22 protein-coding genes and 2 pseudogenes are annotated in these 22287 nt (G+C 71.2%); 8 read left to right on the plus strand and 16 right to left on the minus strand.

The features are described from left to right. Positions 1-8 precede the first annotated feature (8 nt). Positions 9-950: a formylglycine-generating enzyme family protein gene (locus B072_RS42925; RefSeq protein WP_018529832.1), complete on the plus strand. Its 942-nt coding sequence runs from the start codon at positions 9-11 to the stop codon at positions 948-950. On the opposite strand, the gene B072_RS0110175 is transcribed toward B072_RS42925, so the two are convergent. Together B072_RS0110175 and B072_RS0110180 are read right to left on the minus strand one after the other, a co-directional pair. Next, on the minus strand, positions 875-1258 hold the full coding sequence (locus tag B072_RS0110175) for a VOC family protein (RefSeq protein ID WP_018529833.1): 384 nt from the start codon (positions 1256-1258) through the stop codon (positions 875-877). The two genes, B072_RS42925 and B072_RS0110175, sit on opposite strands and share 76 nt — an antisense overlap. Then, positions 1255-2070, minus strand: a complete 816-nt coding sequence (locus tag B072_RS0110180; protein ID WP_018529834.1) for a trans-aconitate 2-methyltransferase — start codon at positions 2068-2070, stop codon at positions 1255-1257. The genes B072_RS0110175 and B072_RS0110180 overlap by 4 nt, the downstream gene beginning before the upstream one ends. A gap of 89 nt (positions 2071-2159) precedes the next feature. Between B072_RS0110180 and B072_RS0110185 the strand changes: the two genes are divergently transcribed. Further along, positions 2160-2657, plus strand: a complete 498-nt coding sequence (locus tag B072_RS0110185) for a MarR family winged helix-turn-helix transcriptional regulator (RefSeq protein ID WP_018529835.1) — start codon at positions 2160-2162, stop codon at positions 2655-2657. Between the two features lie 122 nt (positions 2658-2779). Here the strand turns inward: B072_RS0110185 and B072_RS0110190 are convergent, their stop codons facing one another. Beyond that, entirely contained in the window at positions 2780-3529 is a 750-nt protein-coding gene (locus tag B072_RS0110190) for a LuxR C-terminal-related transcriptional regulator (protein ID WP_018529836.1), read from the minus strand. 254 nt (positions 3530-3783) lie between these two features. Here B072_RS0110190 and B072_RS0110195 point away from each other — a divergent pair, with 254 nt between their 5' ends. Then, on the plus strand, positions 3784-4239 hold the full coding sequence (locus tag B072_RS0110195; RefSeq protein ID WP_026245652.1) for a GNAT family N-acetyltransferase: 456 nt from the start codon (positions 3784-3786) through the stop codon (positions 4237-4239). Positions 4240-4330: 91 nt separating this feature from the next. Here B072_RS0110195 and galK read toward each other — a convergent pair whose 3' ends face one another. The 3 genes from galK to galT are packed head-to-tail and all read right to left on the minus strand — an operon-like array spanning position 4331 to position 7549. Then, positions 4331-5494: a galactokinase gene (gene galK, locus B072_RS0110200; RefSeq protein WP_018529838.1), complete on the minus strand. Its 1164-nt coding sequence runs from the start codon at positions 5492-5494 to the stop codon at positions 4331-4333. A 13-nt stretch (positions 5495-5507) separates the two neighbouring features. Next, entirely contained in the window at positions 5508-6485 is a 978-nt protein-coding gene (galE, locus tag B072_RS0110205; RefSeq protein WP_018529839.1) for a UDP-glucose 4-epimerase GalE, read from the minus strand. After that, on the minus strand, positions 6485-7549 hold the full coding sequence (gene galT, locus B072_RS0110210; RefSeq protein WP_018529840.1) for a galactose-1-phosphate uridylyltransferase: 1065 nt from the start codon (positions 7547-7549) through the stop codon (positions 6485-6487). Before galT ends, galE begins: the two co-directional genes overlap by 1 nt. A gap of 208 nt (positions 7550-7757) precedes the next feature. On the opposite strand from galT, the gene B072_RS0110215 reads away from it, so the two are divergent. Both B072_RS0110215 and B072_RS0110220 read left to right on the plus strand, forming a co-directional pair. Beyond that, the gene (locus tag B072_RS0110215) at positions 7758-9443 is read left to right on the plus strand and encodes a sodium:solute symporter family protein (RefSeq protein WP_043243714.1); all 1686 of its coding nucleotides are present in this window, start codon (positions 7758-7760) and stop codon (positions 9441-9443) included. A gap of 17 nt (positions 9444-9460) precedes the next feature. Beyond that, positions 9461-9751 (plus strand): membrane protein, encoded by a 291-nt coding sequence (locus tag B072_RS0110220; protein ID WP_018529842.1) that lies wholly within the window; start codon positions 9461-9463, stop codon positions 9749-9751. 75 nt (positions 9752-9826) lie between these two features. On the opposite strand, the gene B072_RS0110225 is transcribed toward B072_RS0110220, so the two are convergent. Next, positions 9827-10744, minus strand: a complete 918-nt coding sequence (locus B072_RS0110225; RefSeq protein ID WP_026245654.1) for a hypothetical protein — start codon at positions 10742-10744, stop codon at positions 9827-9829. Next, positions 10744-10992: pseudogene (locus B072_RS0110230) on the minus strand (hypothetical protein); the annotation flags it as partial. The gene B072_RS0110225 and the pseudogene B072_RS0110230, both read right to left, overlap by 1 nt. Position 10993: 1 nt before the next feature. On the opposite strand from B072_RS0110230, the pseudogene B072_RS47705 reads away from it, so the two are divergent. Both B072_RS47705 and B072_RS45955 read left to right on the plus strand, forming a co-directional pair. Next, positions 10994-11119 (plus strand): annotated as a pseudogene (locus tag B072_RS47705) (transcriptional regulator); the annotation flags it as partial. A 9-nt stretch (positions 11120-11128) separates the two neighbouring features. After that, positions 11129-11506 carry a DUF397 domain-containing protein gene (locus B072_RS45955; RefSeq protein ID WP_018529845.1) on the plus strand — a complete coding sequence of 126 codons (378 nt, stop codon included), beginning with the start codon at positions 11129-11131 and terminating at the stop codon, positions 11504-11506. 195 nt (positions 11507-11701) lie between these two features. Here B072_RS45955 and B072_RS0110245 read toward each other — a convergent pair whose 3' ends face one another. The 4 genes from B072_RS0110245 to B072_RS0110260 all read right to left on the minus strand — a co-directional run bounded on the left by B072_RS0110245 (position 11702) and on the right by B072_RS0110260 (position 17384). Beyond that, on the minus strand, positions 11702-12418 hold the full coding sequence (locus tag B072_RS0110245; RefSeq protein WP_018529846.1) for a helix-turn-helix transcriptional regulator: 717 nt from the start codon (positions 12416-12418) through the stop codon (positions 11702-11704). 231 nt (positions 12419-12649) lie between these two features. Beyond that, positions 12650-14389, minus strand: a complete 1740-nt coding sequence (locus tag B072_RS0110250) for a PQQ-binding-like beta-propeller repeat protein (protein ID WP_018529847.1) — start codon at positions 14387-14389, stop codon at positions 12650-12652. A gap of 146 nt (positions 14390-14535) precedes the next feature. After that, positions 14536-16338, minus strand: a complete 1803-nt coding sequence (locus B072_RS0110255; RefSeq protein ID WP_018529848.1) for an ABC-F family ATP-binding cassette domain-containing protein — start codon at positions 16336-16338, stop codon at positions 14536-14538. A gap of 164 nt (positions 16339-16502) precedes the next feature. After that, positions 16503-17384, minus strand: a complete 882-nt coding sequence (locus tag B072_RS0110260) for a DUF4328 domain-containing protein (RefSeq protein WP_078506373.1) — start codon at positions 17382-17384, stop codon at positions 16503-16505. A 101-nt stretch (positions 17385-17485) separates the two neighbouring features. On the opposite strand from B072_RS0110260, the gene B072_RS48095 reads away from it, so the two are divergent. Then, on the plus strand, positions 17486-17749 hold the full coding sequence (locus B072_RS48095) for a hypothetical protein (RefSeq protein ID WP_018529850.1): 264 nt from the start codon (positions 17486-17488) through the stop codon (positions 17747-17749). A gap of 27 nt (positions 17750-17776) precedes the next feature. Here B072_RS48095 and B072_RS0110270 read toward each other — a convergent pair whose 3' ends face one another. The 4 genes from B072_RS0110270 to B072_RS0110285 all read right to left on the minus strand — a co-directional run bounded on the left by B072_RS0110270 (position 17777) and on the right by B072_RS0110285 (position 22265). Beyond that, on the minus strand, positions 17777-18664 hold the full coding sequence (locus B072_RS0110270; RefSeq protein ID WP_018529851.1) for a 4-(cytidine 5'-diphospho)-2-C-methyl-D-erythritol kinase: 888 nt from the start codon (positions 18662-18664) through the stop codon (positions 17777-17779). Next, complete coding sequence (gene rsmA, locus B072_RS0110275) at positions 18661-19527, minus strand: 16S rRNA (adenine(1518)-N(6)/adenine(1519)-N(6))-dimethyltransferase RsmA (RefSeq protein ID WP_018529852.1); 867 nt, start codon at positions 19525-19527, stop codon at positions 18661-18663. Before rsmA ends, B072_RS0110270 begins: the two co-directional genes overlap by 4 nt. 214 nt (positions 19528-19741) lie before the next feature. After that, positions 19742-21229: a resuscitation-promoting factor gene (locus B072_RS0110280; RefSeq protein ID WP_018529853.1), complete on the minus strand. Its 1488-nt coding sequence runs from the start codon at positions 21227-21229 to the stop codon at positions 19742-19744. A 157-nt stretch (positions 21230-21386) separates the two neighbouring features. Next, complete coding sequence (locus B072_RS0110285; RefSeq protein WP_018529854.1) at positions 21387-22265, minus strand: TatD family hydrolase; 879 nt, start codon at positions 22263-22265, stop codon at positions 21387-21389. Positions 22266-22287 lie beyond the last annotated feature (22 nt).

The raw sequence follows: 22287 nt of genomic DNA on the forward strand, positions 1-22287 counted from the left end.
GATCCCCGATGAGCCGCCGTTGCTGCGCCCCCGACCGCTCCGCCGCGCCCGGCCGGACCACCCTGCCGCTGCTCGACCGCGGCGCCGGGGAGCAGCACGGCGGCCACCCCGGCGCGTTCGCGCCGCTGCTGTCCCTCCCCGGCGGCGCCTTCCGGATGGGCACGCAGGACGGCGACGCGTTCCCCGACGACGGCGAGGGGCCGGTGCGGACGGTCGAGGTGGCGCCGTTCCGGATCTCCGCCACGGCCGTCAGCCACGCCGAGTTCCGCGCCTTCGCCGAGGCCACGGGCTACCGCACCGAGGCCGAGCGCTTCGGCTACTCCTTCGTCTTCCGCGGCAGCGTCACCGCCGAGGCCCGGGAGCGGGCGGAGTCCGTGCCCGGCGCCGACTGGTGGCTGGCGGTGCCGGGCGCCTGGCACCGCGAGCCCGAGGGCCCCGGATCCCGCTCGGACGACCGCCTCGACCACCCCGTCACCCACGTCTCCTGGCACGACGCGCGGGCGTACTGCGCCTGGTCCGGCACCCGCCTGCCCACCGAGGCGGAGTGGGAGTACGCGGCCCGCGGCGGCCTCGTCCAGGCCCGCCACCCCTGGGGCGACGAACCGCCGTCGCCGGACCGCGCGGTGATCTTCCGCGGCACGTTCCCGGACGGTCCGACGGCCCCGGTCGGCACCGCCCCCGTGCGCTCCCTGGCACCCAACGGCTTCGGGCTGCACCACGCCGTCGGCAACGTCTGGGAGTGGACGGCCGACCTCTTCGAGCCCGGCTCACCCAGCCGGGCCCTGCGCGGCGGCTCGCACCTGTGCCACGCCTCGTACTGCAACCGCTACCGCTGCTCGGCGCGGACGTCCAACACTCCGGACGCCTCGACGGGTCACACGGGCTTCCGCGTGGCGGCCGGTGACGGCTCCAGGAATTCGAGCCGGTTGCCGACGGGGTCGGTGGAGTAGAAGCGCAGGTGGCCGGGGAGGTTGTCGTCCCACACCACCTCGGCGCCACGCTCGGCGAGCTGCCGCGCGTACGCCTCGATGTCGCGCACCCGCAGCCCGGGATGCGCCTTGCGCGCGGGCCGGAAGTCGGCCTCCACCCCGAGATGCAGCTGCACCTCGCCGGCGGCGAACCAGCAGCCGCCGCGCGCCGCGAGCACGGGCGGCTTGGCCACCTCGGTCATCCCGAGGACATCGACGTAGAAGGACCGCAGGGCGTCCTCGCTGCCGACCGGGGCGGCGAGCTGTACGTGGTCGAGGGCGGCGATCACGCGGCCTTCACCGCCACCACGAAGATCCGCCGGAACGGCAGCACGGTGCCGTGCGCGATCGGCGGGTACGCCGCGCGCAGCAGATCCCGGTACTCGGCGACGAACGCGTCCCGCGCCTTGGGGTCGTCGGCGAGCGCGGTGAGCACGGGCCGCAGGCCGGTCCCCTTCACCCAGTCCAGGACGGGGTCCTCGCCCTGCAGCAGATGCATGTACGTGGTCTCCCAGGCGTCCACCGCGCAGCCCAGGTCGGCGAGCCGCTCCAGGTAGGCGGCGGGTTCCAGCACCGCGTCGGCGTGCCGAAGCACCCCGGCGAGCCGGTCCTTCCAGCGCGCGGAGCCGGCGAGCTCCCGCATCAGGACGTGGCTGGGGGCCTCGAAGTTGCCGGGCACCTGGAAGGCGAACGTGCCGCCGGGAGCGAGCGCGTCCAGCCAGCGCGGGAAGGCGTCGACGTGCCCCGGGACCCACTGCAGGGTCGCGTTCGAGGCGATCAGGTCGTACGTCTCCGTGGGCTCCCAGTGCCTCAGGTCGGCGGGCGCGAAGTCGATGCGGCCGCCGCCGGCGGTGGGCCCCGCGTACTCCTCGGCCTTGGCGAGCATCTCCGGCGAATTGTCGTAGCCGGTGATGTGCGCGTCGGGCCGGCGCTCGGCGAGCAGCCCCGTGACGTTGCCGGGACCGCATCCCAGGTCGGCGACGCGGGCCCGCTCACGCGGCAGCGCGGGGACGCGGGCCAGCAGCTCCACGTAGGGGCGGCCGCGGTGGTCGGCGTGGCGGAGATACTGCTGCGGATCCCAGGTGGGCGAGGGCGTCGTCATGTCCTCCAGGCTGCGCGCCCAAGTATCTCGATGTCAAGAGACTCGACTTCAAGAGACTTCATGTCGACACACCCCCTACACTGATCGTCATGGAGGACGAGGTCGACCGTCTGGTCGCAGCGTGGCGCCGGGAGCGCCCCGACCTCGACGTGGAGCCCCTCGAGGTGCTCAGTCGGGTCAGCAGACTCGCACGCCATCTCGACCGTGCCCGCCGTCTCGCGTTCTCCGAGCACCAGTTGGAGCCGTGGGAGTTCGACGTCCTGACGTCGCTGCGCCGTGCGGGCGCGCCGTACCAGCTCTCGCCCGGGCAGCTGCTGACCCAGACCCTGGTGACGTCGGGCACGATGACCAACCGCATCGACCGCCTGGCCAAGAAGGGCCTCGTCGAGCGGCTCCCCGATCCCAGCGACCGCCGCGGCGTCCTGGTGCGTCTCACGCCCGAGGGCCGTGACCGCGCGGACCAGGCCCTGGCGGGGCTGCTCGCGCAGGAGCGGGCGATCCTCGCGGAGCTCTCCCGAGGCGACCGGGCCGAACTGGCGTCGCTGCTCAGGCAGTTGACGGCGCCGTTCGACAACATCCCGGGCTAGTCGTTCCCTGGGCGAGCGAAGCTCGCCTCAGGGGCGCGGGGAACTGCGCGAGAAGCCCCAGCGGGCCGCACCCGCGAACGCAACCGCAACCGCAACCGCAACCGCAACCGCAACCCGGCAGATCAGCTGGCGGCCTCGAGGTCGACCGGCCCAACCCCGGCCCGGCGCGCGAGCGCAACCGCGGCGAGCGTCGAGTGCACCCCCAGCTTCCCCAGCACATTCTGCATATGGGTACGCACGGTGTGCGGCGACAAGAAGAGCCGCTCGGCGACGGCCTTGCGGCCGAGCCCCGCGACCATGCAGCGCAGCACCTCGCGCTCCCTCGGCGTGAGCGACTCCACGAGGCGCTCCGACTCCGTGCGGTGCTTACGGGCCGCGGTCAACTCCCGCAGCACCCCCGTGAGCAGCGCCGGAGGCAGATGCGTCTCGTCCCGCAGCACACCTCGTATGACGGTCAACAGGCGCGACAGCGAACAGTCCTTGGCGACCCACCCGGACGCACCGGCCTGCAGCGCGAGCGCGGCACGGCGCGGATCGTCGCGCTCGGCGAGCACCACCGTGCGGACCGCGGGCTGGCCCGAACGGACACCCGCGACCAGGGAGATGCCGTCCACGAGCCCGTCCTGCGCCGGGCCGTCCGGCACCACCGTCGGCGGCCGCATGCCCTGCAGGGACGCCGCACCGAGGTCCGCGTCCACGAGCAGCACATCGAATCTGCGCCCCTCGGCCGCCGCCCGTTCCAGGGAGCGCAGGGCGGCGGGGCCACTGCCCGCGGCCGACACGTCGACGTCCGGCTCGGCGGCGAGCGCCGCGGCGAGGGACTCGGCGAAGATGCGATGGTCGTCGACGACCAGAACCCGAATACGAACCACTGAATAACCCCCACTGGTCGCAGTAACGACCAACGCAGGTACGGCGCCCGGAGTTACAGGTCACCGCAGCCGCACGGCCGCCGCCGTGCCCAGACTGCTACCCCCACTCCGGGCGTCGTACCCGGCTGTCTCGCCCCCTGATCAACACCGGCCCCCACCGGTGCTGTCCTCAGACTAGGGCTGCGGGCCCGGAGGGGAAGGCAATTCACAGAACTGGTTCCCAGTTGACCGACAGGCGACTGTCCAGCGCGTTTATGGTGAGGCACATGTTTCGCATTGAGACAGAAGTCGACAAAGACCGCGGGCTTCTGCTCCGTTCGCTGCTCAGGGACACCAATACGGCGGCGTCCCCGGCGATCCGCGCCCTGCGCGGCACCCCTGCCGAGCGGGAAACTCCTTTGCAGGTGTGGGCGTTGGAGGCGGACGGCGCGCTCGCCGGTGGCCTGGACGCGCACACCTGGGCGACCTGGCTGCATGTGAACGTGCTCTGGGTCGCGGACCGCCACCGCGGCGCGGGCCTCGGCTCCCGCCTCCTCACGGAGGCGGAACGCGTCGCGGCCGAGGACCACGGCTGCACCCGTTCCCGCCTGGAGACCTGGGACTTCCAGGCCCCCGGCTTCTACCGACAGCACGGCTACGAGGTGGTGTCGGTGATCCCCGACTATCCGCCGGGCGTCAAGGAGTTCACCTTGACGAAGAGGCTCGGCTAGAGCGCCCCGAAGGGGCGCGGGGAACTGCGCGAGAAGCCCCACGGACCGGCACTCGCGCATCAGGGCGAACCCCTGCGGCGAAAGGGCGACATCAGCCCAATCGCCGAGCCCCCGCGGACGGAACCGCGGCGAACACCCGGGGCACCGTGTACCCGGCCCCCTCGAACGCGGCCAGCACCGACTTCGTCACGGCCTCCACGTCCCCGGTCTCGACCAGCACCACGGCCGACCCGCCGAACCCGCCGCCCGTCATCCGCGCGCCCACCGCTCCCGCGGCCCGCGCCGTGTCGACGACCAGGTCCAGCTCCGCGCACGAGATGCGCAGGTCGTCACGGAGCGAGCGGTGACCGTCGTACAGGACGGGACCGATCGCCCGCACGTCCCCGGCGTCGAGCAGCTCGATGACCCGCTCCACCCGGTGATCGTCCGAGACGACGTGCCGGACGTACCGCACGACCTTCTCGTCGACCCCGGCCTGCTCCAACTTCCGTACGGCATCGTCCAGTTCGGCGTACGCGACGTCCCGCAGGTGCGAGACCCCGAGCACCCGGGCGCCCTCCTCGCAGCCGGCCCGCCGCTCCGCGTAGGCGCCGTCGCCGAGCTCGTGCTTGACGCGGGAGTCGACGACGAGGAGCTGAAGGCCCTCCTCGGCGAGGTCGAACGGGACCTGCCGGATCGACAGGTCGCGGCAGTCGAGGTGCAGCGCGTGCCCCTCGTTCGCGCACGCCGACGCCATCTGGTCCATGACGCCGCACGGGACGCCGACGAAGACGTTCTCCGCGCGCTGCGCGAGGACCGCCAACTCCGGTGCGCAGAGCCCGAGTTCGAACAGGTCGTTGAGCGCGTACGCCGTCACGACCTCCAGGGCGGCCGAGGACGAAAGGCCCGCGCCCGTCGGCACCGTGGAGGCGAGGTGGATGTCCGCGCCGGTGACGGTGTGCCCCGCGTCGCGCAGCGCCCACACCACACCGGCCGGGTAGGCGGCCCAGCCGCCCTGTCCGTACTTGCTGAGCGGGATCAGTTCGTCGACGCGCAGTTCGGCCACGGGAGCGTCGATGTCGGCGGAGTGCAGCCGCAGCACACCGTCGTCCCGCTTGGCCACGGCCGCCACCGCGGTGTGCGGCAGCGCGAGGGGCATGACGAAGCCCTCGTTGAAGTCGGTGTACTCGCCGATGAGGTTGACGCGGCCGGGGGCCGCCCACACTCCGGCCGGCTCGTACCCGTAGAGATCACTGAACTGCGCGGCGACAGACATCAGTTGACAGCCCTTACTTCTCCTGGCGCGCCTGGGCGAACTGCCAGGCGTCGGCGACGATTCCCGCGAGGTCCGCGCGGGACGGGTTCCAGCCGAGGCGCTCGCGCGCGGTGGCGGCGGAGGCGACCAGGACCGCCGGGTCGCCGCCCCGGCGGGGTGCGACGACCTCGGGGATCGGGTGGCCGGTGACCTGGCGGACGGTCTCGATGACCTCGCGGACGGAGAAGCCGTTCCCGTTGCCGAGGTTGCAGATGAGGTGCTCGGCGGGGCGGGCGGCCTCGACGGCGAGCAGGTGGGCCTCGGCGAGGTCCGCGACGTGGATGTAGTCGCGGATACAGGTCCCGTCGGGGGTCGGGTAGTCGTCCCCGTAGACGGAGATGGCCTCGCGCCGGCCCTGGGCGACCTGGAGGACGAGCGGGATGAGGTGCGACTCGGGGTCGTGGCGCTCACCGCAACTGCCGTACGCGCCCGCGACGTTGAAGTACCGCAGCGAGACGGCCGCGAGCCCGTGGGCCGCCGCCTCACCCGTGATCATATGGTCGACCGCGAGCTTCGAGGCGCCGTAGGGGGAAGTCGGCGCGGTCGGGTCGGTCTCGGTGATCGGGGTGCTGACCGGCTCGCCGTAGGTGGCGGCGGTGGAGGAGAAGACGAGCTTCTTCACCCCGGCCGTGCGCATGGCGGCGAGCAGCTGCATGGTGCCGCCGACGTTGTTGTCCCAGTACTTCTCGGGCTTCACGACGGACTCGCCGACCTGCGAGAAGGCGGCGAAGTGCAGCACGGCCTCGTAGGAGGAGTCGAGCCACTTGGCGGCGTCGCGGATGTCGCCCTCGACGAAGGTCGCCCCGGCGGGGACGCCCTCACGGAAGCCGGTGGAGAGGTTGTCGAGGACGGTGACCTCGTGTCCCGCTTCCAGCAGGTGCTGCGCGACGACGCTGCCGACGTAACCCGCACCGCCCGTGACCAGGTACTTCCGAGAAACGGCCTTGCTCATTACTTACTCGCTACCTCTCGCAGTCGCTCGGCCGCGGCCTCCGGCGGCACGTCGTTGATGAACACGCTCATGCCCGACTCGGAACCCGCGAGGAACTTCAGCTTGCCGGACGTACGGCGGATGGTGAAAAGCTCCAGATGGAGCGCGAAGTCGTCGCGGTTGACGCCCTCGAACTCGTCCAGCGGGCCGAACGGCGCCTGGTGCCAGGCGGCGATGTACGGCGTCACCGGCTGGTCGTCGCCGAAGATCCGGTCGAAGCGCCTCAACAGTTCCAGATAAATCTTGGGGAACTCTGTGCGGGCCGCGTCGTCGAGCGCGAGCAGGTCCGGGACCTGCCGCTTCGGGTAGAGGTGCACCTCGTACGGCCAGTGGGCGGCGTACGGCACGAAGGCGATCCAGTGCTCACCCTCCAGGACGACGCGCGTGCCCTCCTCGCGCTCCTTCTCCACGACGTCGGCGAACAGGTTCCGCCCGCCGGTCTGCTGCTTGTGCTCGGCGGCGGAGCGCAACATCAGCGCGGTGCGCGGGGTGACGAAGGGGTAGCCGTAGATCTGCCCGTGCGGGTGGCCGAGGGTGACGCCGATCTCGGCGCCGCGGTTCTCGAAGCAGAAGACCTGCTCGACGGAGTCGAGGTTCGAGAGTTCGGCGGTGCGGTCGGTCCAGGCGTCGAGCACCAGCCCGGCCTGCTCCTCGCTGAGATCGGCGAACGACTTGTCGTGGTCGGAGGTGAAGCAGACGACCTCGCAGCGGCCCGCGTCCCCGGCGAGCGAGGGGAACCGGTTCTCGAAGACGACGACGTCGTACGAGGAGTCGGGGACCTCGGAGAGCCGCTCGCCCTCGGACGGGCACAGCGGGCACTCGTCGGCCGGCGGGTGGTAGGTGCGGCCCTGCCGGTGCGAGGCGATGGCCACGGCGTCGCCCAGCAACGGGTCGCGGCGGACCTCGGAGGTGGTGACGGTGCGGTCGAGGGGACGCCGGTCGACGGCCTCCCGGACGACGTCGTCGCGCGAGTCGTAGTAGATGAGCTCTCGCCCATCAGCCAGCCGGGTCGACGTCTTCTTCACGACCGATGCTCCTCATCGCACCAACAACGGACAATCAAACAGAACCAAACACAACAAAGCATAAGCCAACAATGACGTCAAGGGATCCGAACGGATCCGGCAGTCTCGATCACAATCGAACAAAGAACATCACATCAACTGTTCACTTCTTAAAGAAGGAGGCGTAGGTTCCGGACTGTTTCAGTTCATGCAACGAAGCGAGTTCTTGATGCAGTCCCCCACAATCACGCTGGCGGCAGGGCTACGGCTGCCCACCAACGGCCTCGACTACGCGATCCTCGCGATCTACTTCGTCGTCGTCCTGGGCATCGGCTTCGCGGCCCGCCGCTCGGTCAAGACCAGCCTTGACTTCTTCCTCTCCGGCCGTTCCCTGCCCGCATGGGTGACAGGCCTCGCCTTCGTCGCGGCGAACCTGGGTGCGACCGAGATCCTGGGCATGGCGGCCAACGGCGCACAGTACGGCGCCTACACCGTCCACTGGTACTGGATCGGTGCCATCCCGGCCATGGTCTTCCTCGGCCTGGTCATGATGCCCTTCTACTACATGTCCAAGGTGCGCTCGGTCCCCGAGTTCCTGCTGCACCGCTTCGGACCCTCCTCCCACCTCCTGTCCTCGATCATCTTCGCCGTCTCCTCGGTGCTGATCGCAGGCGTGAACCTGTACGCGATGGCGCTGGTGCTGCAGGCGCTGCTGGGCTGGCCGCAGTGGCTGGCCATCGTCATCGCGGGCCTGTTCGTCCTCGTGTACATCACGATCGGCGGCCTGTCCTCGGCGATCTACAACGAGGTCCTGCAGTTCTTCGTGATCCTCGCCGCGCTGATCCCGCTGACCATCGTCGGCCTCAAGCGCGTCGGCGGCTGGGACGGCATATCCGACTCGCTGTCGAAGTCGCACGGCGACTCGTTCATGACGGCGTGGCAGGGCACCGGCATCGGCTCCTCGAACCCGCTCGGCGCGAACTGGCTGACCATCGTGCTCGGCCTCGGCTTCGTGATGAGCTTCGGCTACTGGACGACGAACTTCGCCGAGGTGCAGCGCGCGCTGTCCGCGAAGAACCTCTCCGCCGCCAAGCGCACGCCGCTGATCGCCGCGTTCCCGAAGATCCTCATCCCGATGGTCGTCGTGATCCCGGGTCTGATCGCCCTGGTGATGGAGCCCTCGCTCGGCAAGGGCGGCGCGGACGGCCTCCAGTACAACGACGCCATCCCGGTCCTCATGCGCGACCTGCTGCCCAACGGTGTCCTCGGCATCGCGGTGACCGGTCTGCTCGCGGCCTTCATGGCGGGCATGGCGGCCAACATCTCGTCGTTCAACACGGTGTTCACCAACGACATCTGGGCCGCGTACCTCAAGAAGGACCAGAGCGACGCGTACTACCTGAAGACCGGCCGGGTCGTCACCGCCGTCGGCGTCTTCATCGGCATGGGCACGGCGTTCATCGCGGGCAGCTTCAGCAACATCATGAACTACCTGCAGACGCTGTTCTCCTTCTTCAACGTCCCGCTGTTCGTGGTGTTCATCATCGGCATGTTCTGGAAGCGCACCACGGCCGCGGCCGGCTTCTGGGGTCTGCTGTCGGGCACCGTCGCCGCGATGGTGAACTACTTCTGGTTCTACAAGCAGGGCGTCATCTCGATCCCCTCGGACCAGGGCGCCAACTTCGTCTCGTCGATCGTCGCCTTCGTGATCGGCGCGATCGTGATGTTCGTGGTCACCATGTTCACCAAGTCCAAGCCCGCCGAGGAACTGGCCGGTCTCGTCTACGGCACCAAGGCGCCGGGCGTGGAAGAGCCGCCGGCCGAGGGTGACGACGCCTGGTACCGCAAGCCGGCCCTGCTGGGCTGGGGCGCGATCGCCCTCGCCGTCATCTGCTACATCCCGTTCTCCTTCTGAGGCCCGAGGTACACGACATGAGCGACCACACGAACCAGCACGTGGACGAGGTGAAGGACCTCGAGGCCAAGTCGGCGACGGCGGCCCGCCTCTTCGACGTGCGCCGCATCATCGGCGGACTCTTCGTGGTGTACGGGATCATCGTCACGATCGCGGGCATCACGGCGTCCGACGCCGACCTCAAGAAGGCCCAGGACATCAACATCAACCTGTGGACCGGCATCGGCATGCTGGCCCTCGGTGTGTTCTTCCTGGTCTGGCTGAAGCTGCGCCCGACGGCTCCGCCGACACCGGACGACGAGGCGTAACCCGCTTCATCGGGGCCGGAGTCCACCGTTCACGAACGGTGGGCTCCGGCCCTCTTCCTTACGCTCCCCTTGGCGCTACGAGGCGAAGAGATCCCCCGCGTCCGACACATGTACCGCGCGCTCGGCCCAGACGGTCAACTGGTCGGCGTCGGCACAGGCGAGGACGCGGGCGCTCACCGCGTCGGGGACGGCGAGGCCGCGCCATTCGAGGATGCGGAGGGTCATCTCGGCCTGAGCCTGAGTACGCCCCTCCTCCCGCCCCTCTTCTCGGCCTTCCTCTCGGCCTTCCTCTCGGCCTTCCTCCCGCACCTTCTCCGCGACAGGGTGCCGGAAGAAGTAGCTCACCTGTGTCATCAGGTCCCTCCAGATCTCCTTCGCCTGGGGATTGACCAGGCCCGTGTCCACGAACTGCGCGAGCATTCCGGCGCTGTCGCTCTCAATGGTCCTCAGTGCGGCTGCGAGCGGTTCAAGTATCGCAGCGGCGTCCTTGCCACGGCCATGAACAATCGCCGAGAACGCCGCCAGCGACGGGTCCTCCATGGCCTGTTTCTCGTCGGTGATCCTCGGGACGTTGTCCGGCCCCAGGACAAGCGGCCGGACCATCAGCGACGGCCACTCCTTCAGCCCGAGCCGGATCGGCCGCGCCGCCCAGCGGGCCGTGGACCGGCTCTGGGTCAGGACGATGAGCACTGGCTCAATCCCGTACTTCGCGTACAGGTACGCCAAGTAGTAGGCCCAGCTCCCGCGCTTGGAGTCGTCACGCTTGCCCTGGGACTCGTACGCGAAGAGGTAGTTGCCCTCGTCCGTGTCCACGCGCATCAGGGTGTCGACGCGTCTCTCGACCGGGGTGACCTCGGTGAGATCGGTGTTGAGGACGGCGATGTCGCGAGCCTCGGGAAACGACACGTGGAACAGGCGCTGGAAGTTGCGCACCATCATGGCCGTTTCCTTGCGGAAGAAGTGGTGCATCGTCTCGTGGGGCGAGCTGACCATCAGGCGGCCGCGCCCAGTTCGCACCAGACGAGCTTGCCGCGATCTCCACTGTCGGCCAGCGGGTGCCAGCCCCAGCCGTCGGCGCAGGCCCGTACGAGATCGAGGCCGCGGCCCTTCTCGGCGTCGGGCGGGGCGAAAAGGGGTGGAGCGGGTGGTTTCGGGTCCGCGTCCCATACGCCGATCCGGAGGACCCCGTCGACCCAGCGGAGGCGGAGCGCGGCCGGGCCCTTGGTGTGGCGTACGGCGTTCACGGCATTCCTCGATGCCGAGGCCCAACTGACGCACTTCCGAACACTCTTCCGTAAAGTGGAGGCGGCGTCACTCGACCCAAGCAAGTCGCGTGACTTCATCCACCAATTGACCAAGGAACTGTGAGGTCGAGCCATGACCACCCCCACCCCATGGCAGAAGTCCTCCTTCTCCGGCGGCGGCGAGGGCAACAACTGCGTAGAACTGGCCCCGGCCCCCGGCAACGCCATCCGCCTCCGCGAGAGCGACACCCCCACCGAGGAACTCACCCTCGACACAGCCCTGTTGAACCACCTCCTCGACGCAGTCAAAGAGGACCGCGCACCGGAGCGCGTCACCGTCACCTTCGCCCCGGACGGCGATCTGGTGCACCTGCGCGAACCGTCCGCCCCGGACACCGTCGTCACCACCACCCGCAAGAAGTGGGACGCCTTCGTACTCGGCGTAAGGGCAGGCGAGTTCGACCACTTCACGAGGGACGCCCAGGCACTGTCCGGCGGATCAAGCCACTGAGAGCAGAAAGGCCCGCCCCGTCGGAACGGGGCGGGCCTTCTCACTGTGGAGCGCCGGGCAGGCCTTGCACCTGCATTTCCCCGCAGGAAGCGGGGCGTCTTTCCTTGGACCACCAACGCACTGTCGGACACCCGCTGTTGCGGTGACCAACGCATGATCAACTGTAGCGGACGAACGCGGTGAGGGAAAGTCGCCCTAGGTGGTGTCCTGGTCCGGTTCCGGGGACGGCTGGGCCGACGGGGTGGTCACCGGGCCCGCCCGGTCGAGCAGGCCCGTGCGGGCCGCCAGGGCCGCGGCCTCCAGGCGGGAGCCGACGCCCAGTTTCATCAGGACCCGCTGGACGTGGGTGCGGGCCGTGGACGGGGCGATGCCCATGCCCGCCGCGATCAGCCGCGTGTCCTCGCCGTCCGCGACCCGGACCAGGACCTCGACCTCGCGCGGGGTCAGCATCTGCAGCAGGCGCTGCCCCTCGTCGTCGGGCTGCGCCGCCGGGTTGAGCAACTCGCTGAAGGCGCCCTGGAGGAGGGCCGGGGCCACCGCCGCCTCGCCCGCCCGTGCCTTCATCAGGGCGCGCTCCACTCCCTCTATGCGCTCGTCGTGGCGTACGTAGCCGGAGGCTCCCGCGGCGAAGGCCGCGGCGATGCCGCGCGGGGACGGGACCGGGCCGAGGACCACCACCGCCACCTGCGGGCGCTCCCGCTTGATGCGGACCACCGGGTCGAACGTGCCCGGTTCCGCCGGGGTCGCCGTCCCCAGGAGGCAGACCTCCGGGGCGCGCGAGATGACCAGTTCGGCGGCGCCGGCGGCGGGCGCGGCCGCGGCCAGGACGCGGTGTCCGCGCAGTTTCAGCGCCGAGGCGAGCGCCTCGGCGAGCAGTCGGTGGTCGTCGACCACCATGAGCCGCACACCCATCGAGCCAACCCCCCAGATCGCCCCAGCGGCAGCACCTGCCTCCTGGGCCCCCCACGGACAGGCGAGCCCCCCGACTCTCCGTCCTCCTTCATCCCCCGGAAGCTACACGCTTGTTCGACGTTGCGCGCCCCCTACCGGCGAGAAGCGGCCCTGAATGCTGAAATCCCCGCCTTTCAGGGGTGATTAGGGGTACGGGAGCGCACGGCGCGCACGCCCCGCGCCCCGTGATCGTCAGCCGCCCGCGACGAAGGCGATCGCCGTGTAGTCCTTGACGTCCTTCGCGTACGGAGCGCTGATCAGGGACTTGCCGAGGAACAACCGGCCGTTGGAGTAGCGCACCTCGGATCCGGTGCGGCCCACGACCATGCTGCTGAGCGCGCGCATCACCGACTCGGTGGTCGGGGTCCGCAGGAGCGTCGTCTGCTTCATCGACCTGGGGTCGATCGAGACGATCCGGGCGCCCTTCCCGTACGGATCGTCCTTGTAGGCGAGGACGTTCCCGCCGTCCATCCGGACCGGGAAGATCCCGAAGCCGCCGCCGTCGGCCCGGTCACCGGTGGGCTTCCCGGACCTCAGGTCGTACGAGACGATCTCGTTGGTCGTGCCGATGTCGCCGCCCCCGTCGTGCTGCCGGGTGGCCAGATAGACCCGGCCGTTGCCGACGACGATCTTCTGGCAGCCGTCGACCCGGCCGACCTCGCAGTCGAAGTCGTACTTCTCGTCGTCGACGGGGATCTCCGTGACGAGCCTGCCGCTCTGGTCCATCGAGAGGATGCCGGAGACGGTGCCCGCCGCGTTGTCGCCCCTGCCGACGCCGATGACGACCGGGTCGGTGGAGAGCACCTTCGCGCTCTCGACGTCGGCCGCGAGCTGGTACGTCCACTTGGGGCGGCCGGTCTTCGGGTCCAGGAGCTGGGCCTCGTACCGCTCGTGGCCGTAGTCGCCGCACGTGCGCACCGTGACCAGCTGCGCGCCGCCGGCGTAGCCGACGTCCTCGCAGCTGCCGGTCATCGGCTGCCACAGCACCTTGCCGGTCCTGACATCGAGGGCGGCGCCGCCGCGCAGGCCGCCGCCGACCGCCAACGTGTCGCCGGAGAAGGACAGTTCCTCGAACGGGATCGCCTTGGTGCCCGAGCCGACGCTCTTCGTCCACACCTTCTTGCCGGTGTTCACGTCGAACAGCGTGATCCGCGAGCAGGTCCGGTGGCTGCCGTCCGCGGGCCGCGCCGCGTCCTCGCTGACGACGGCGGCCAGGGCGTCCTTGGTGACGTCCTGCGTGCCGCCGCAGGTCTGGCCGGGCAGCGGCAGCGTCCAGGTCTTCTTCCCGGTCGCGGGGTCGTAGCCGACGATCTTGCCGACGCCCGCCTTGGCGTACGTCCGGTCGGTGAGCCAGGAACCCCTGACGCTGTCCACGTTCTTCTTGGCGACCTTCGGCGCGGCCAGCTGGAAGGCGGCCTTGGCGGAGGTGTTCGCCGGGACCTTCTCCTGGCCGGGTTCGCCGAGGCCGGACCCGCCCTTGTCCTGTCCGCCGTCGGCGCCAACGCCCTTCCTGCCGTCGGCGGTGGTGTTCCGGTCGCCGCCGCCGTCGTCGGAGGCGGTGTACAGGATGCCGCCGCCAATGACGAGGGCGATGACCACGACCGCCGCGGTGATGATCCAGACGACCGGAGAGTCCAGCTTCCCTCGCCCGGCGGCCTGCGGGAACGGCTGCGCGGCGGGCGGCTGCGGGTAGCCCTGCGGGTAGCCGTACGGGTACTGAGGGCCCGGCGCCTGACCGTACTGCGGCTGCTGCTGGGCGCCGAACGGCGGCTGCGCGTAGGGCTGTTGACCGTACGCGGGCGGCGCGGGCGGCGCGGCGGGCAGCGGCGGAGGGGGCGGGCCGAAGGCACCGGCGGGCGGCGGCGCGTCCTGCGGCTGCTCCTTGCGGAAGGGATCGTTCGGCGGCTGCTGGGGAGGCGGCGGCTGCGTCATGGCGGTGGGTACCTCGGGAGCCTTGAGCAGAGGTGGGGGCCCTCTTTCTACCACCCTGAGCCGCACGGACGCCGGGCCGGTCCATCCCCCGTATTCAGGGGCGGACCGGCCCGGCAGGTGTCCTTCACGCCGCCGCGAGGCGCTGATCAGGCGTCTTCGGCCAGCTCCAGCCAGCGCATCTCCAGCTCCTCGCGCTCGGCGACGAGCTCGCGCAGGTCCGCGTCGAGCTTGGCCACCTTGCCGAAGTCCGTCGCGTTGTCCGCGATCTGGGTGTGCAGCTTGGCCTCCTTCTCGGAGATCTTGTCCATCTGCCGCTCGATCTTCTGCAGCTCCTTCTTCGCGGCACGCGTGTCGGCCGCGGAGGGGCCCGACTTGGCGGCGGGCGCGGCGGCCGGGGCCGGGGTGGCGGCCTCGATCATCCGCTGCCTGCGCTCCAGGTACTCGTCGATGCCGCGCGGCAGCATCCGCAGCGCGCCGTCGCCGAGCAGCGCGAAGGTGTTGTCGGTGGTGCGCTCGATGAAGAACCGGTCGTGGGAGATCACGATCATGGAGCCCGGCCAGCCGTCGAGCAGGTCCTCCAGCTGCGTGAGGGTCTCGATGTCGAGGTCGTTCGTCGGCTCGTCGAGGAACAGGACGTTCGGCTCGTCCATCAGCAGGCGCAGGAGCTGAAGGCGGCGCCGCTCACCACCGGAGAGGTCACCGACCGGCGTCCACTGCTTCTCCTTGCTGAACCCGAACTGCTCGCAGAGCTGGCCCGCGGTCATCTCCCGGCCCTTGCCCAGGTCGACGCGGTCACGGATCTGCTGCACGGCCTCCAGCACCCGCAGCGTGGCCGGAAGTTCGGTCACGTCCTGCGACAGGTAGGCGAGCCGGACGGTCTTGCCGACGACGACCTTCCCGGCGGCGGGCTGCACGTCGCCCTGGCTGCGGGCGGCGTCCGTGAGGGCGCGCAGCAGGGACGTCTTGCCCGCCCCGTTCACCCCGACCAGGCCGATGCGGTCGCCCGGGCCGAGCTGCCAGGTCAGGTGCTTGAGCAGCACCTTGGGGCCGGCCTGGACGGTGACGTCCTCCAGCTCGAAGACGGTCTTGCCGAGCCGGGCGTTCGCGAACTTCATCAGCTCGCTCTTGTCGCGCGGCTCGGGCACGTCGGCGATCAGCTCGTTGGCCGCCTCGATGCGGTAGCGCGGCTTGGAGGTGCGGGCGGGGGCGCCGCGCCGCAGCCAGGCCAGCTCCTTGCGCATCAGGTTCTGCCGCTTGGCCTCCTCGGTCGCGGCGATCCGCTCCCGCTCGGCGCGCGCGAACACGTAGTCCGAGTAGCCGCCCTCGTACTCGTAGACGTCGCCCTTCTGCACGTCCCACATCCGCGTGCAGACCTGGTCGAGGAACCAGCGGTCGTGGGTGACGCAGACGAGCGCCGAACGACGGGCCCTCAGGTGGCCCGCGAGCCAGGAGATGCCCTCCACGTCGAGGTGGTTCGTCGGCTCGTCGAGCACGATCAGGTCCTGCTCGGCGATGAGCAGCTGGGCGAGCGCGATGCGCCGCCGCTCGCCGCCGGACAGCGGGCCGATGACCGTGTCCAGGCCCTGCGGGAAGCCGGGCAGGTCCAGGCCGCCGAAGAGGCCGGTGAGGACGTCGCGGATCTTGGCGTTGCCCGCCCACTCGTGGTCGGCGAGGTCACCGATCACCTCGTGCCGGACGGTCGCCTTCGGGTCGAGCGAGTCGTGCTGCGTGAGGACGCCGATGCGCAGGCCGCCGCTGTGCGTGACCCGGCCGGTGTCGGCCTCCTCCAGCTTGGCGAGCATGCGGATCAGGGTCGTCTTGCCGTCGCCGTTGCGCCCGACCACGCCGATGCGATCTCCCTCGGACACGCCGAGCGATACGCCGTCGAGCAGGGCACGGGTGCCGTACACCTTGCTGACTGCCTCGACATTGACCAGGTTGACTGCCATTTCGCTCCTGCCACGGGACGGTGCCGGTCCCCTCCGGGGGTGGACCGACGTTCAAGCGTAGTCGGGGTGGCGGGTGCGGGTGGTTTCGCCTGGGCGCCGCGGGGGCCTGTGCAGCATGGCGGGTGCGGGTCCGGTGGGGCTTCTCGCGCAGTTCCCCGCGCCCGTTACGTCGCGTAGCCGCCCTGCGTCGGGAAGGTGAAGCCCAGCCTCGCGCCCTGTATCGCGGTGATCCTGCGGACCACCGACAGGCCGCAGATGCCCGCCGCCACCAGTGCCAGGTTCGAGCCCATCAGGATCAGGGTGGCGGTGCGGGCGCCCTCGACGGACAGGTTCGTGTCGTTCATCGCGTTCGCGTACATCGGCCAGCCGAATCCGGCCAGGACGCTGGAGAGCACCCAGGTCGCCCACCAGGCGTTGACGACGCCGAGGCCACCGGCGCGCGGGACGCCCTGGCTCGCGGCGGCGATGTCGTCGGTCATGGCCTTGGGTATCCACCAGTTGGCGAACGGGATGAACCAGGCGCCCACCGCCATGCCCTGTCCGTGCCGCTGGCTGCCGGGCGCCAGCGCCTCCGCATTGCCCCGGGCCTTGTGGAACCAGACCAGGAAGACCGGGGCCGCGGCGAGGAACCCGAGGAACAGCAGCACCATCGTGGTCCTGCGGAAGCCGTCGATCGACTCGGCCTCGTCGATGTTCGTCGTCCAGATGCTGCCCAGCGCGTCGTACAGCCGGAAGTCCGCGACGACGCGCAGCAGCGCGAGGCCCGCCATCACCGCGAACAGGACCGTGACCGCCGTGCCCAGGCCGGACAGCAGGGACGGCGGGCGCTGCGGCATGCCCGGTCCCGGGTACCCCGTCGTGCCGTACGGGGTCACGGCCGGGAGCGGATACGTGCCGTAGGGCGGCTGCGGTGCCTGCTGCGGCGGGGCGTACGGATTCGGAGCGGCGGGCGGCGGGGCGTACGCACCCGCCACATAAGGCGCGTCGCAACGCGGGCAGCGGCCGTCCGCTCCCACGAACGCCGCGCGACAGCGTGTGCACTCCATCGTCAGGCCCCCCGATTCCCCGTCGTTCCCCCAGCCCGTGACGGCATCAGGTTACGGCCGCGCGTCCCACCCCGCGCCGGCCTGTGGAAAACCCGCCGCCTGTGGACAACTCCCGCCGCGGCCCGCCCGAGGACGGCGACCTCGCGCGGCCGGGCGATCCGGCCCTGTCCGGCGCCGATGGCCGGGGGCGGCAGCGGGTGGCCGCGGACGGCGAAGGCGGCGTGCACGCCGAACAGGGCGACGGCGCCCAGCGGGACCACGGCGCGGCGCATGCGGCGCCGTCGGCGTCCGGTTGTCTTCATGCACGTCAGCGTGGCGTGCCGGCGACCGGCGCGGCAGCGCGCTCGTACTCAACCGGGCGCTGAGTAGCCGCGCTTACCGGCGGCTGCCGCTCACAGGAGCGTCGCGCCGGGCGCCGGCGAGGACGCCACCCGTACCGACCGGCACGTCCCGGAGGCCGCCAGGCCCTCGGCGACCCGCCGCGCCGCCGACTCGTCGGCCGCGAGGAACGCCGTCGTGGGCCCGGAACCGGACACCAGCGCGGCGAGCGCCCCCGCGGAGGTTCCGGCGTCGAGCGTGTCCTTCAGGGACGGGAAGAGGGAGAGCGCGGCGGGCTGCAGGTCGTTGGTGACGGTCGCCGCGAGGGCGTGCACGTCTCCCGTGCGCAGCGCGTCGAGCAGCGCGGGCGCGGCGACCGGTTCCGGTGCCCGCGGGCTGAGCCGGTCGAACTCCCGGTACACGGCCGGGGTGGAGAGCCCACCGTCCGCGGCCGCGAACACCCACCAGAACGGTCCGCCCACGTCGAGGAGTTCCAGCTTCTCGCCACGCCCGGTGCCGAGCGCCGCCCCGCCGACCAGGCTGAACGGCACATCGCTGCCCAACTCGGCGCAGATGTCGAGGAGTTCCTCGCGCGACGCCTTCGTGCCCCACAGCGCGTCGCACGCGACGAGGGCGCCCGCGGCATCCGCCGAGCCGCCCGCCATGCCGCCCGCGACCGGGATGTCCTTGTCGATGTGGATGCGGACGTCGGGGCTGATGCCGTGCCGCTCGGCCAGCGCGATCGCCGCCCGCGCCGCCAGGTTCGTCCGGTCCAGGGGCACTTGATCGCTGCCCGGACCCGTGCACGTAAGGCCGAGGGCGTCGGCGGGGGCCACCGTCACCTCGTCGTGGAGGCCGACCGCGAGGAAGACGTTGGCCAGGTCGTGGAAGCCGTCGGGGCGGGCGGCGCCGACCGCGAGCTGGACGTTGACCTTGGCGGGGACGCGTACGGTCACACTCACTGCTGCTTGGCCTCCGCGATCCGGGCGAACTCCTCCACCGTCAGCGCCTCGCCGCGCGCCTGCGGCGAGACACCGGCCGCGACGAGCGCCTCCTCCGCGGCCTGCGCGGAGCCCGCCCATCCCGCGAGGGCGGCGCGCAGCGTCTTGCGGCGCTGGGCGAACGCGGCGTCGACCACCGCGAAGACCTCTTCCTTCGAGGCCGTGGTCGCGACGGGTTCGTCGCGGCGGACCAGGGCCACGAGGCCGCTGTCGACGTTCGGCGCGGGCCAGAAGACATTGCGGCCGATGCTGCCCGCGCGCTTGACGTCGGCGTACCAGTTGGCCTTCACGGAGGGGACGCCGTAGACCTTGTTGCCGGGCCGTGCGGCGAGCCGGTCGGCGACCTCCGCCTGGACCATCACGAGGGTGCGCTCGATGGTCGGGAAGGTGTCGAGCATGTGCAGCAGCACCGGGACGGCGACGTTGTACGGAAGGTTCGCGACCAGCGCGGTCGGGGCCGGGCCCGGGAGCTCCCGCACCTGCATCGCGTCCATGTTGACCAGGTCGAAGGCATCCTTCTTGGCCGGGACGCGGGCCGCGACGGTCGCCGGCAGGGCCGCCGCGAGGACGTCGTCGATCTCGACGGCCGTGACGTGCCGGGCGACGTCGAGCAGCGCGAGGGTGAGCGAGCCGAGGCCCGGACCGACCTCCACGACGGTGTCGTTCTCGGTGACCTCCGCGGTGCGGACGATACGGCGGACCGTGTTCGCGTCGATCACGAAGTTCTGGCCGCGCTGCTTGGTCGGCCTTACGTTCAGCGCCGCCGCGAGTTCGCGGATGTCGGCCGCGCCGAAGAGGGGGCCTTGGGGGTCAGGGGTGCTCACCGTTCAAGGGTAGCGGCGCTTCGGGTGGGGGTTGCTCCGCTGTGGGCGGCCGCGGGCCCGGTGGGGGCTGGTCGCGCAGTTCCCCGCGCCCCTGAAGCGAGCTGCGCTCGCCCAGGGGAGGCTGCGCGCAGCGCATGCCTCAGGGGCGCGGGGAACTGCGCGAGAAGCCCCCACCGGCGGAGAGCCGCGAACGGAGCGGCAACCCGGCAGACGCTCAACCGTGCAGGCGGGGACCGCAATGCGGCCACGGGCTGGCCCCCCGTCGGACGTACAGCTTCTTCGCCCGGTACGTCTGCTCGGAGGCGGCCGCGTCCTGGGGCCGCCCCGAACCGCCGAGGCTCTGCCAGGTCTGGGTGTCGAACTGGTACAGCCCGCCATAGGTACCGGTCGCGTCGGTCGCGCCCGGCCGCCCGCCCGACTCGCACGCCGCGAGCCCGGACCAGTTCAGCGAGTCGGCCCCGGCGACCGACGTGGGCATGGCCTTCGTGCCGACCTTGACCTGCCGCGTCCGCGGCTCGCGCACCATCTCGGACTTCACGCGGCGCGGCTTCTGCTTGACGCCGTTGACGGTGCGCAGCTCGTACGTGACCCGCTTCATGCCCTCCTCGCCGGCCTGCTCGACGACCTCCGTGCCGCGGAACAGCGTCGGGTCCGGGGTGCGCTCGGTGGCGTACGGGATCGACTCCTCACGGGTCTCCCTGGAGCCGGTCACCCGCATCACGGTCACGGTCTGCCCGTCGCGCGGGAAGCTGCTCTGCGGCACCGACGTGGTGTCCTGCCCGCGCAGCGTGATCCCGGCCTCGTCGATGGCCTCGCGCACGGTCGCCGCGTTGGTGCGGATGGTGCGGCGGTGTCCGTCGGCCATGACGGTGACGCTGCGCTCGGTCCGTACGTCGAGGTCCAGGCCGTGCCGCTCGATCCGGTGCGACCGGGACGTGGAGACGTACGCGCCCTCGGCCCGCACCCCGAGCTGCCGCAGGGCTCCGTCGACGGTGTGGGCCGTCGTCCACACCTTGCGACGCTGCCCGTCGAGGGTGAGCTGGACGGGGCGGCCGTAGTGCACGGCGACCTCGTCGCCGCTGGCGAGGGCGGTGCCCACGGCGGGGGCCACGAGGTCGTGGGCACCGATGTCGACGCCCTCGTCGGCGAGGAGCTCGGTGACGTCGTCGGCGAAGGTGTGCAGGGTGCGTTCCTTGCCGTCGACGGTGAGCTCGATGGCCTTGTCGTTGGCGACGAAGGCCGACGTGCCGCCCGCCAGGAAGGCGACGACCAGCGCCTGCGGCACCAGCCGGCGCAGCCCGTCGGGCCGCTGGACGGCCTTCTTGCGGCGCGCGGCCCGGCGCGCGGCGGCCCGCCCACCGCCGTCGCGGACCTCAACCGGGTCACCGGGCCGCGCGGGCGCCGCCTGCCGGGCGGCCGACACGGCCGAGACGGGCGACTGACGCGGCAGCCGGGGCTCGGCGGCCCCCTCCGGCTCCGCGGCCTCGGGATCCGGTTCCGCCGCACCCGCGTACTCGTACGCGGGCCGGTACGTGTCGTACGCGGCCGCGTACGCGTCCTGCGGGTACGCACCGCCGTCCGGCAGGCCGTCGCCGTACGGGTCGTACGCCGGCGCCGGCTGCTGCCGGTACGGCGTCTCGTACGACTCGTACGGCTTGTACGTCTCGTACGACGGATACGTCTCGTACGGCGATCTGCTCACGACGAGGCTCCAGGCGCTCCAAGGGGCCGGCCCCGGCGGGAAGGCAAGGGCGGTTCGGGCGAGCAGAACCTAGCGGAGCACTCCTCACTCTCCAAAGCAGTGCGACTACTCTGTGTCGCGACTGTGCCCGAAGGTGAGCGGGTCCGACCGTTATGGGTCAGTAACCAAAAGCGCGGGCCGTATTGGCGGAGACCGACGTCGCGAGGGCTTCTTCGGTGACTCCCTTGACCTCGGCCATGGCGCGGAGCGTGACCGGAATGAGATAGGGCGCGTTAGGCCGACCGCGGTACGGGGCGGGCGTCAGGAACGGCGCGTCGGTCTCCACCAGGACCAGGTCGAGCGGCGCCACGACCAGGGCGTCCCGCAGCTGCTGCGCGTTCTTGAACGTCATGTTGCCCGCGAACGACATGAAGTAGCCGTTCTCCGCGCAGACTTGAGCCATTTCGGCGTCGCCCGAGTAGCAGTGGAAGACGGTGCGCTCGGGGGCGCCCTCCTCCTTCAGGACGCGTAGCACATCGGCGTGGGCCTCGCGGTCGTGGATGACCAGGGCCTTGCCGTGCCGCTTGGCGATCTCGATGTGGGCGCGGAACGAGCGTTCCTGGGCCGCCTTGCCCTCCGGCCCGGTGCGGAAGTAGTCGAGGCCCGTCTCGCCGACGCCCTTCACGTGCGGCAGGGCGGCGAGCCGGTCGATCTCGGCGAGGGCCTCGTCCAGGCCCGCGTCGCCGAGGGGCTCGCGGGCGCCCTGGCGCGACCAGCCGTCGGGGTCGCCGTGCACGATGCGGGGGGCCTCGTTCGGGTGCAGGGCGACGGTCGCGTGCACGGAGGCGTGGGCCGCGGCCAGCTCGGCCGCCCACCGCGAGCCCTTGATGTCGCAGCCCACCTGCACCACGGTCGTCACGCCCACCGACGCCGCCTTGGCGAGGCCCTCCTCCACGGTGTCCGCCTGCATGTCCAGGTGGGTGTGGGAGTCGGCGACCTCGACCGTGAGCGGTGCGGGCAGCGGCGGCGGCGTGACGTCCTTGGTACTGGGGCTCATGCCCCCGATCCTACGAAGCCCG

The organism is Streptomyces sp. HmicA12 (assembly GCF_000373565.1).
Classification (GTDB): domain Bacteria; phylum Actinomycetota; class Actinomycetes; order Streptomycetales; family Streptomycetaceae; genus Streptomyces.

Excerpts from the sequence above, each read along its gene's own strand:
- B072_RS0110220 (WP_018529842.1), top strand. The coding sequence starts at position 9,461 with ATGAGCGACCACACGAACCAGCACGTGGACGAGGTGAAGGACCTCGAG.
- B072_RS0110225 (WP_026245654.1), bottom strand. The coding sequence starts at position 10,744 with ATGGTCAGCTCGCCCCACGAGACGATGCACCACTTCTTCCGCAAGGAA.
- B072_RS42925 (WP_018529832.1), top strand. The coding sequence starts at position 9 with ATGAGCCGCCGTTGCTGCGCCCCCGACCGCTCCGCCGCGCCCGGCCGG.
- galE (WP_018529839.1), bottom strand. The coding sequence starts at position 6,485 with ATGAGCAAGGCCGTTTCTCGGAAGTACCTGGTCACGGGCGGTGCGGGT.
- galK (WP_018529838.1), bottom strand. The coding sequence starts at position 5,494 with ATGTCTGTCGCCGCGCAGTTCAGTGATCTCTACGGGTACGAGCCGGCC.
- B072_RS45955 (WP_018529845.1), top strand. The coding sequence starts at position 11,129 with ATGACCACCCCCACCCCATGGCAGAAGTCCTCCTTCTCCGGCGGCGGC.
- B072_RS0110180 (WP_018529834.1), bottom strand. The coding sequence starts at position 2,070 with ATGACGACGCCCTCGCCCACCTGGGATCCGCAGCAGTATCTCCGCCAC.
- B072_RS0110185 (WP_018529835.1), top strand. The coding sequence starts at position 2,160 with ATGGAGGACGAGGTCGACCGTCTGGTCGCAGCGTGGCGCCGGGAGCGC.
- B072_RS0110255 (WP_018529848.1), bottom strand. The coding sequence starts at position 16,338 with ATGGCAGTCAACCTGGTCAATGTCGAGGCAGTCAGCAAGGTGTACGGC.
- B072_RS0110250 (WP_018529847.1), bottom strand. The coding sequence starts at position 14,389 with ATGACGCAGCCGCCGCCTCCCCAGCAGCCGCCGAACGATCCCTTCCGC.
- B072_RS0110195 (WP_026245652.1), top strand. The coding sequence starts at position 3,784 with ATGGTGAGGCACATGTTTCGCATTGAGACAGAAGTCGACAAAGACCGC.
- B072_RS0110285 (WP_018529854.1), bottom strand. The coding sequence starts at position 22,265 with ATGAGCCCCAGTACCAAGGACGTCACGCCGCCGCCGCTGCCCGCACCG.
- B072_RS0110260 (WP_078506373.1), bottom strand. The coding sequence starts at position 17,384 with ATGGAGTGCACACGCTGTCGCGCGGCGTTCGTGGGAGCGGACGGCCGC.
- B072_RS0110245 (WP_018529846.1), bottom strand. The coding sequence starts at position 12,418 with ATGGGTGTGCGGCTCATGGTGGTCGACGACCACCGACTGCTCGCCGAG.
- B072_RS0110215 (WP_043243714.1), top strand. The coding sequence starts at position 7,758 with ATGCAGTCCCCCACAATCACGCTGGCGGCAGGGCTACGGCTGCCCACC.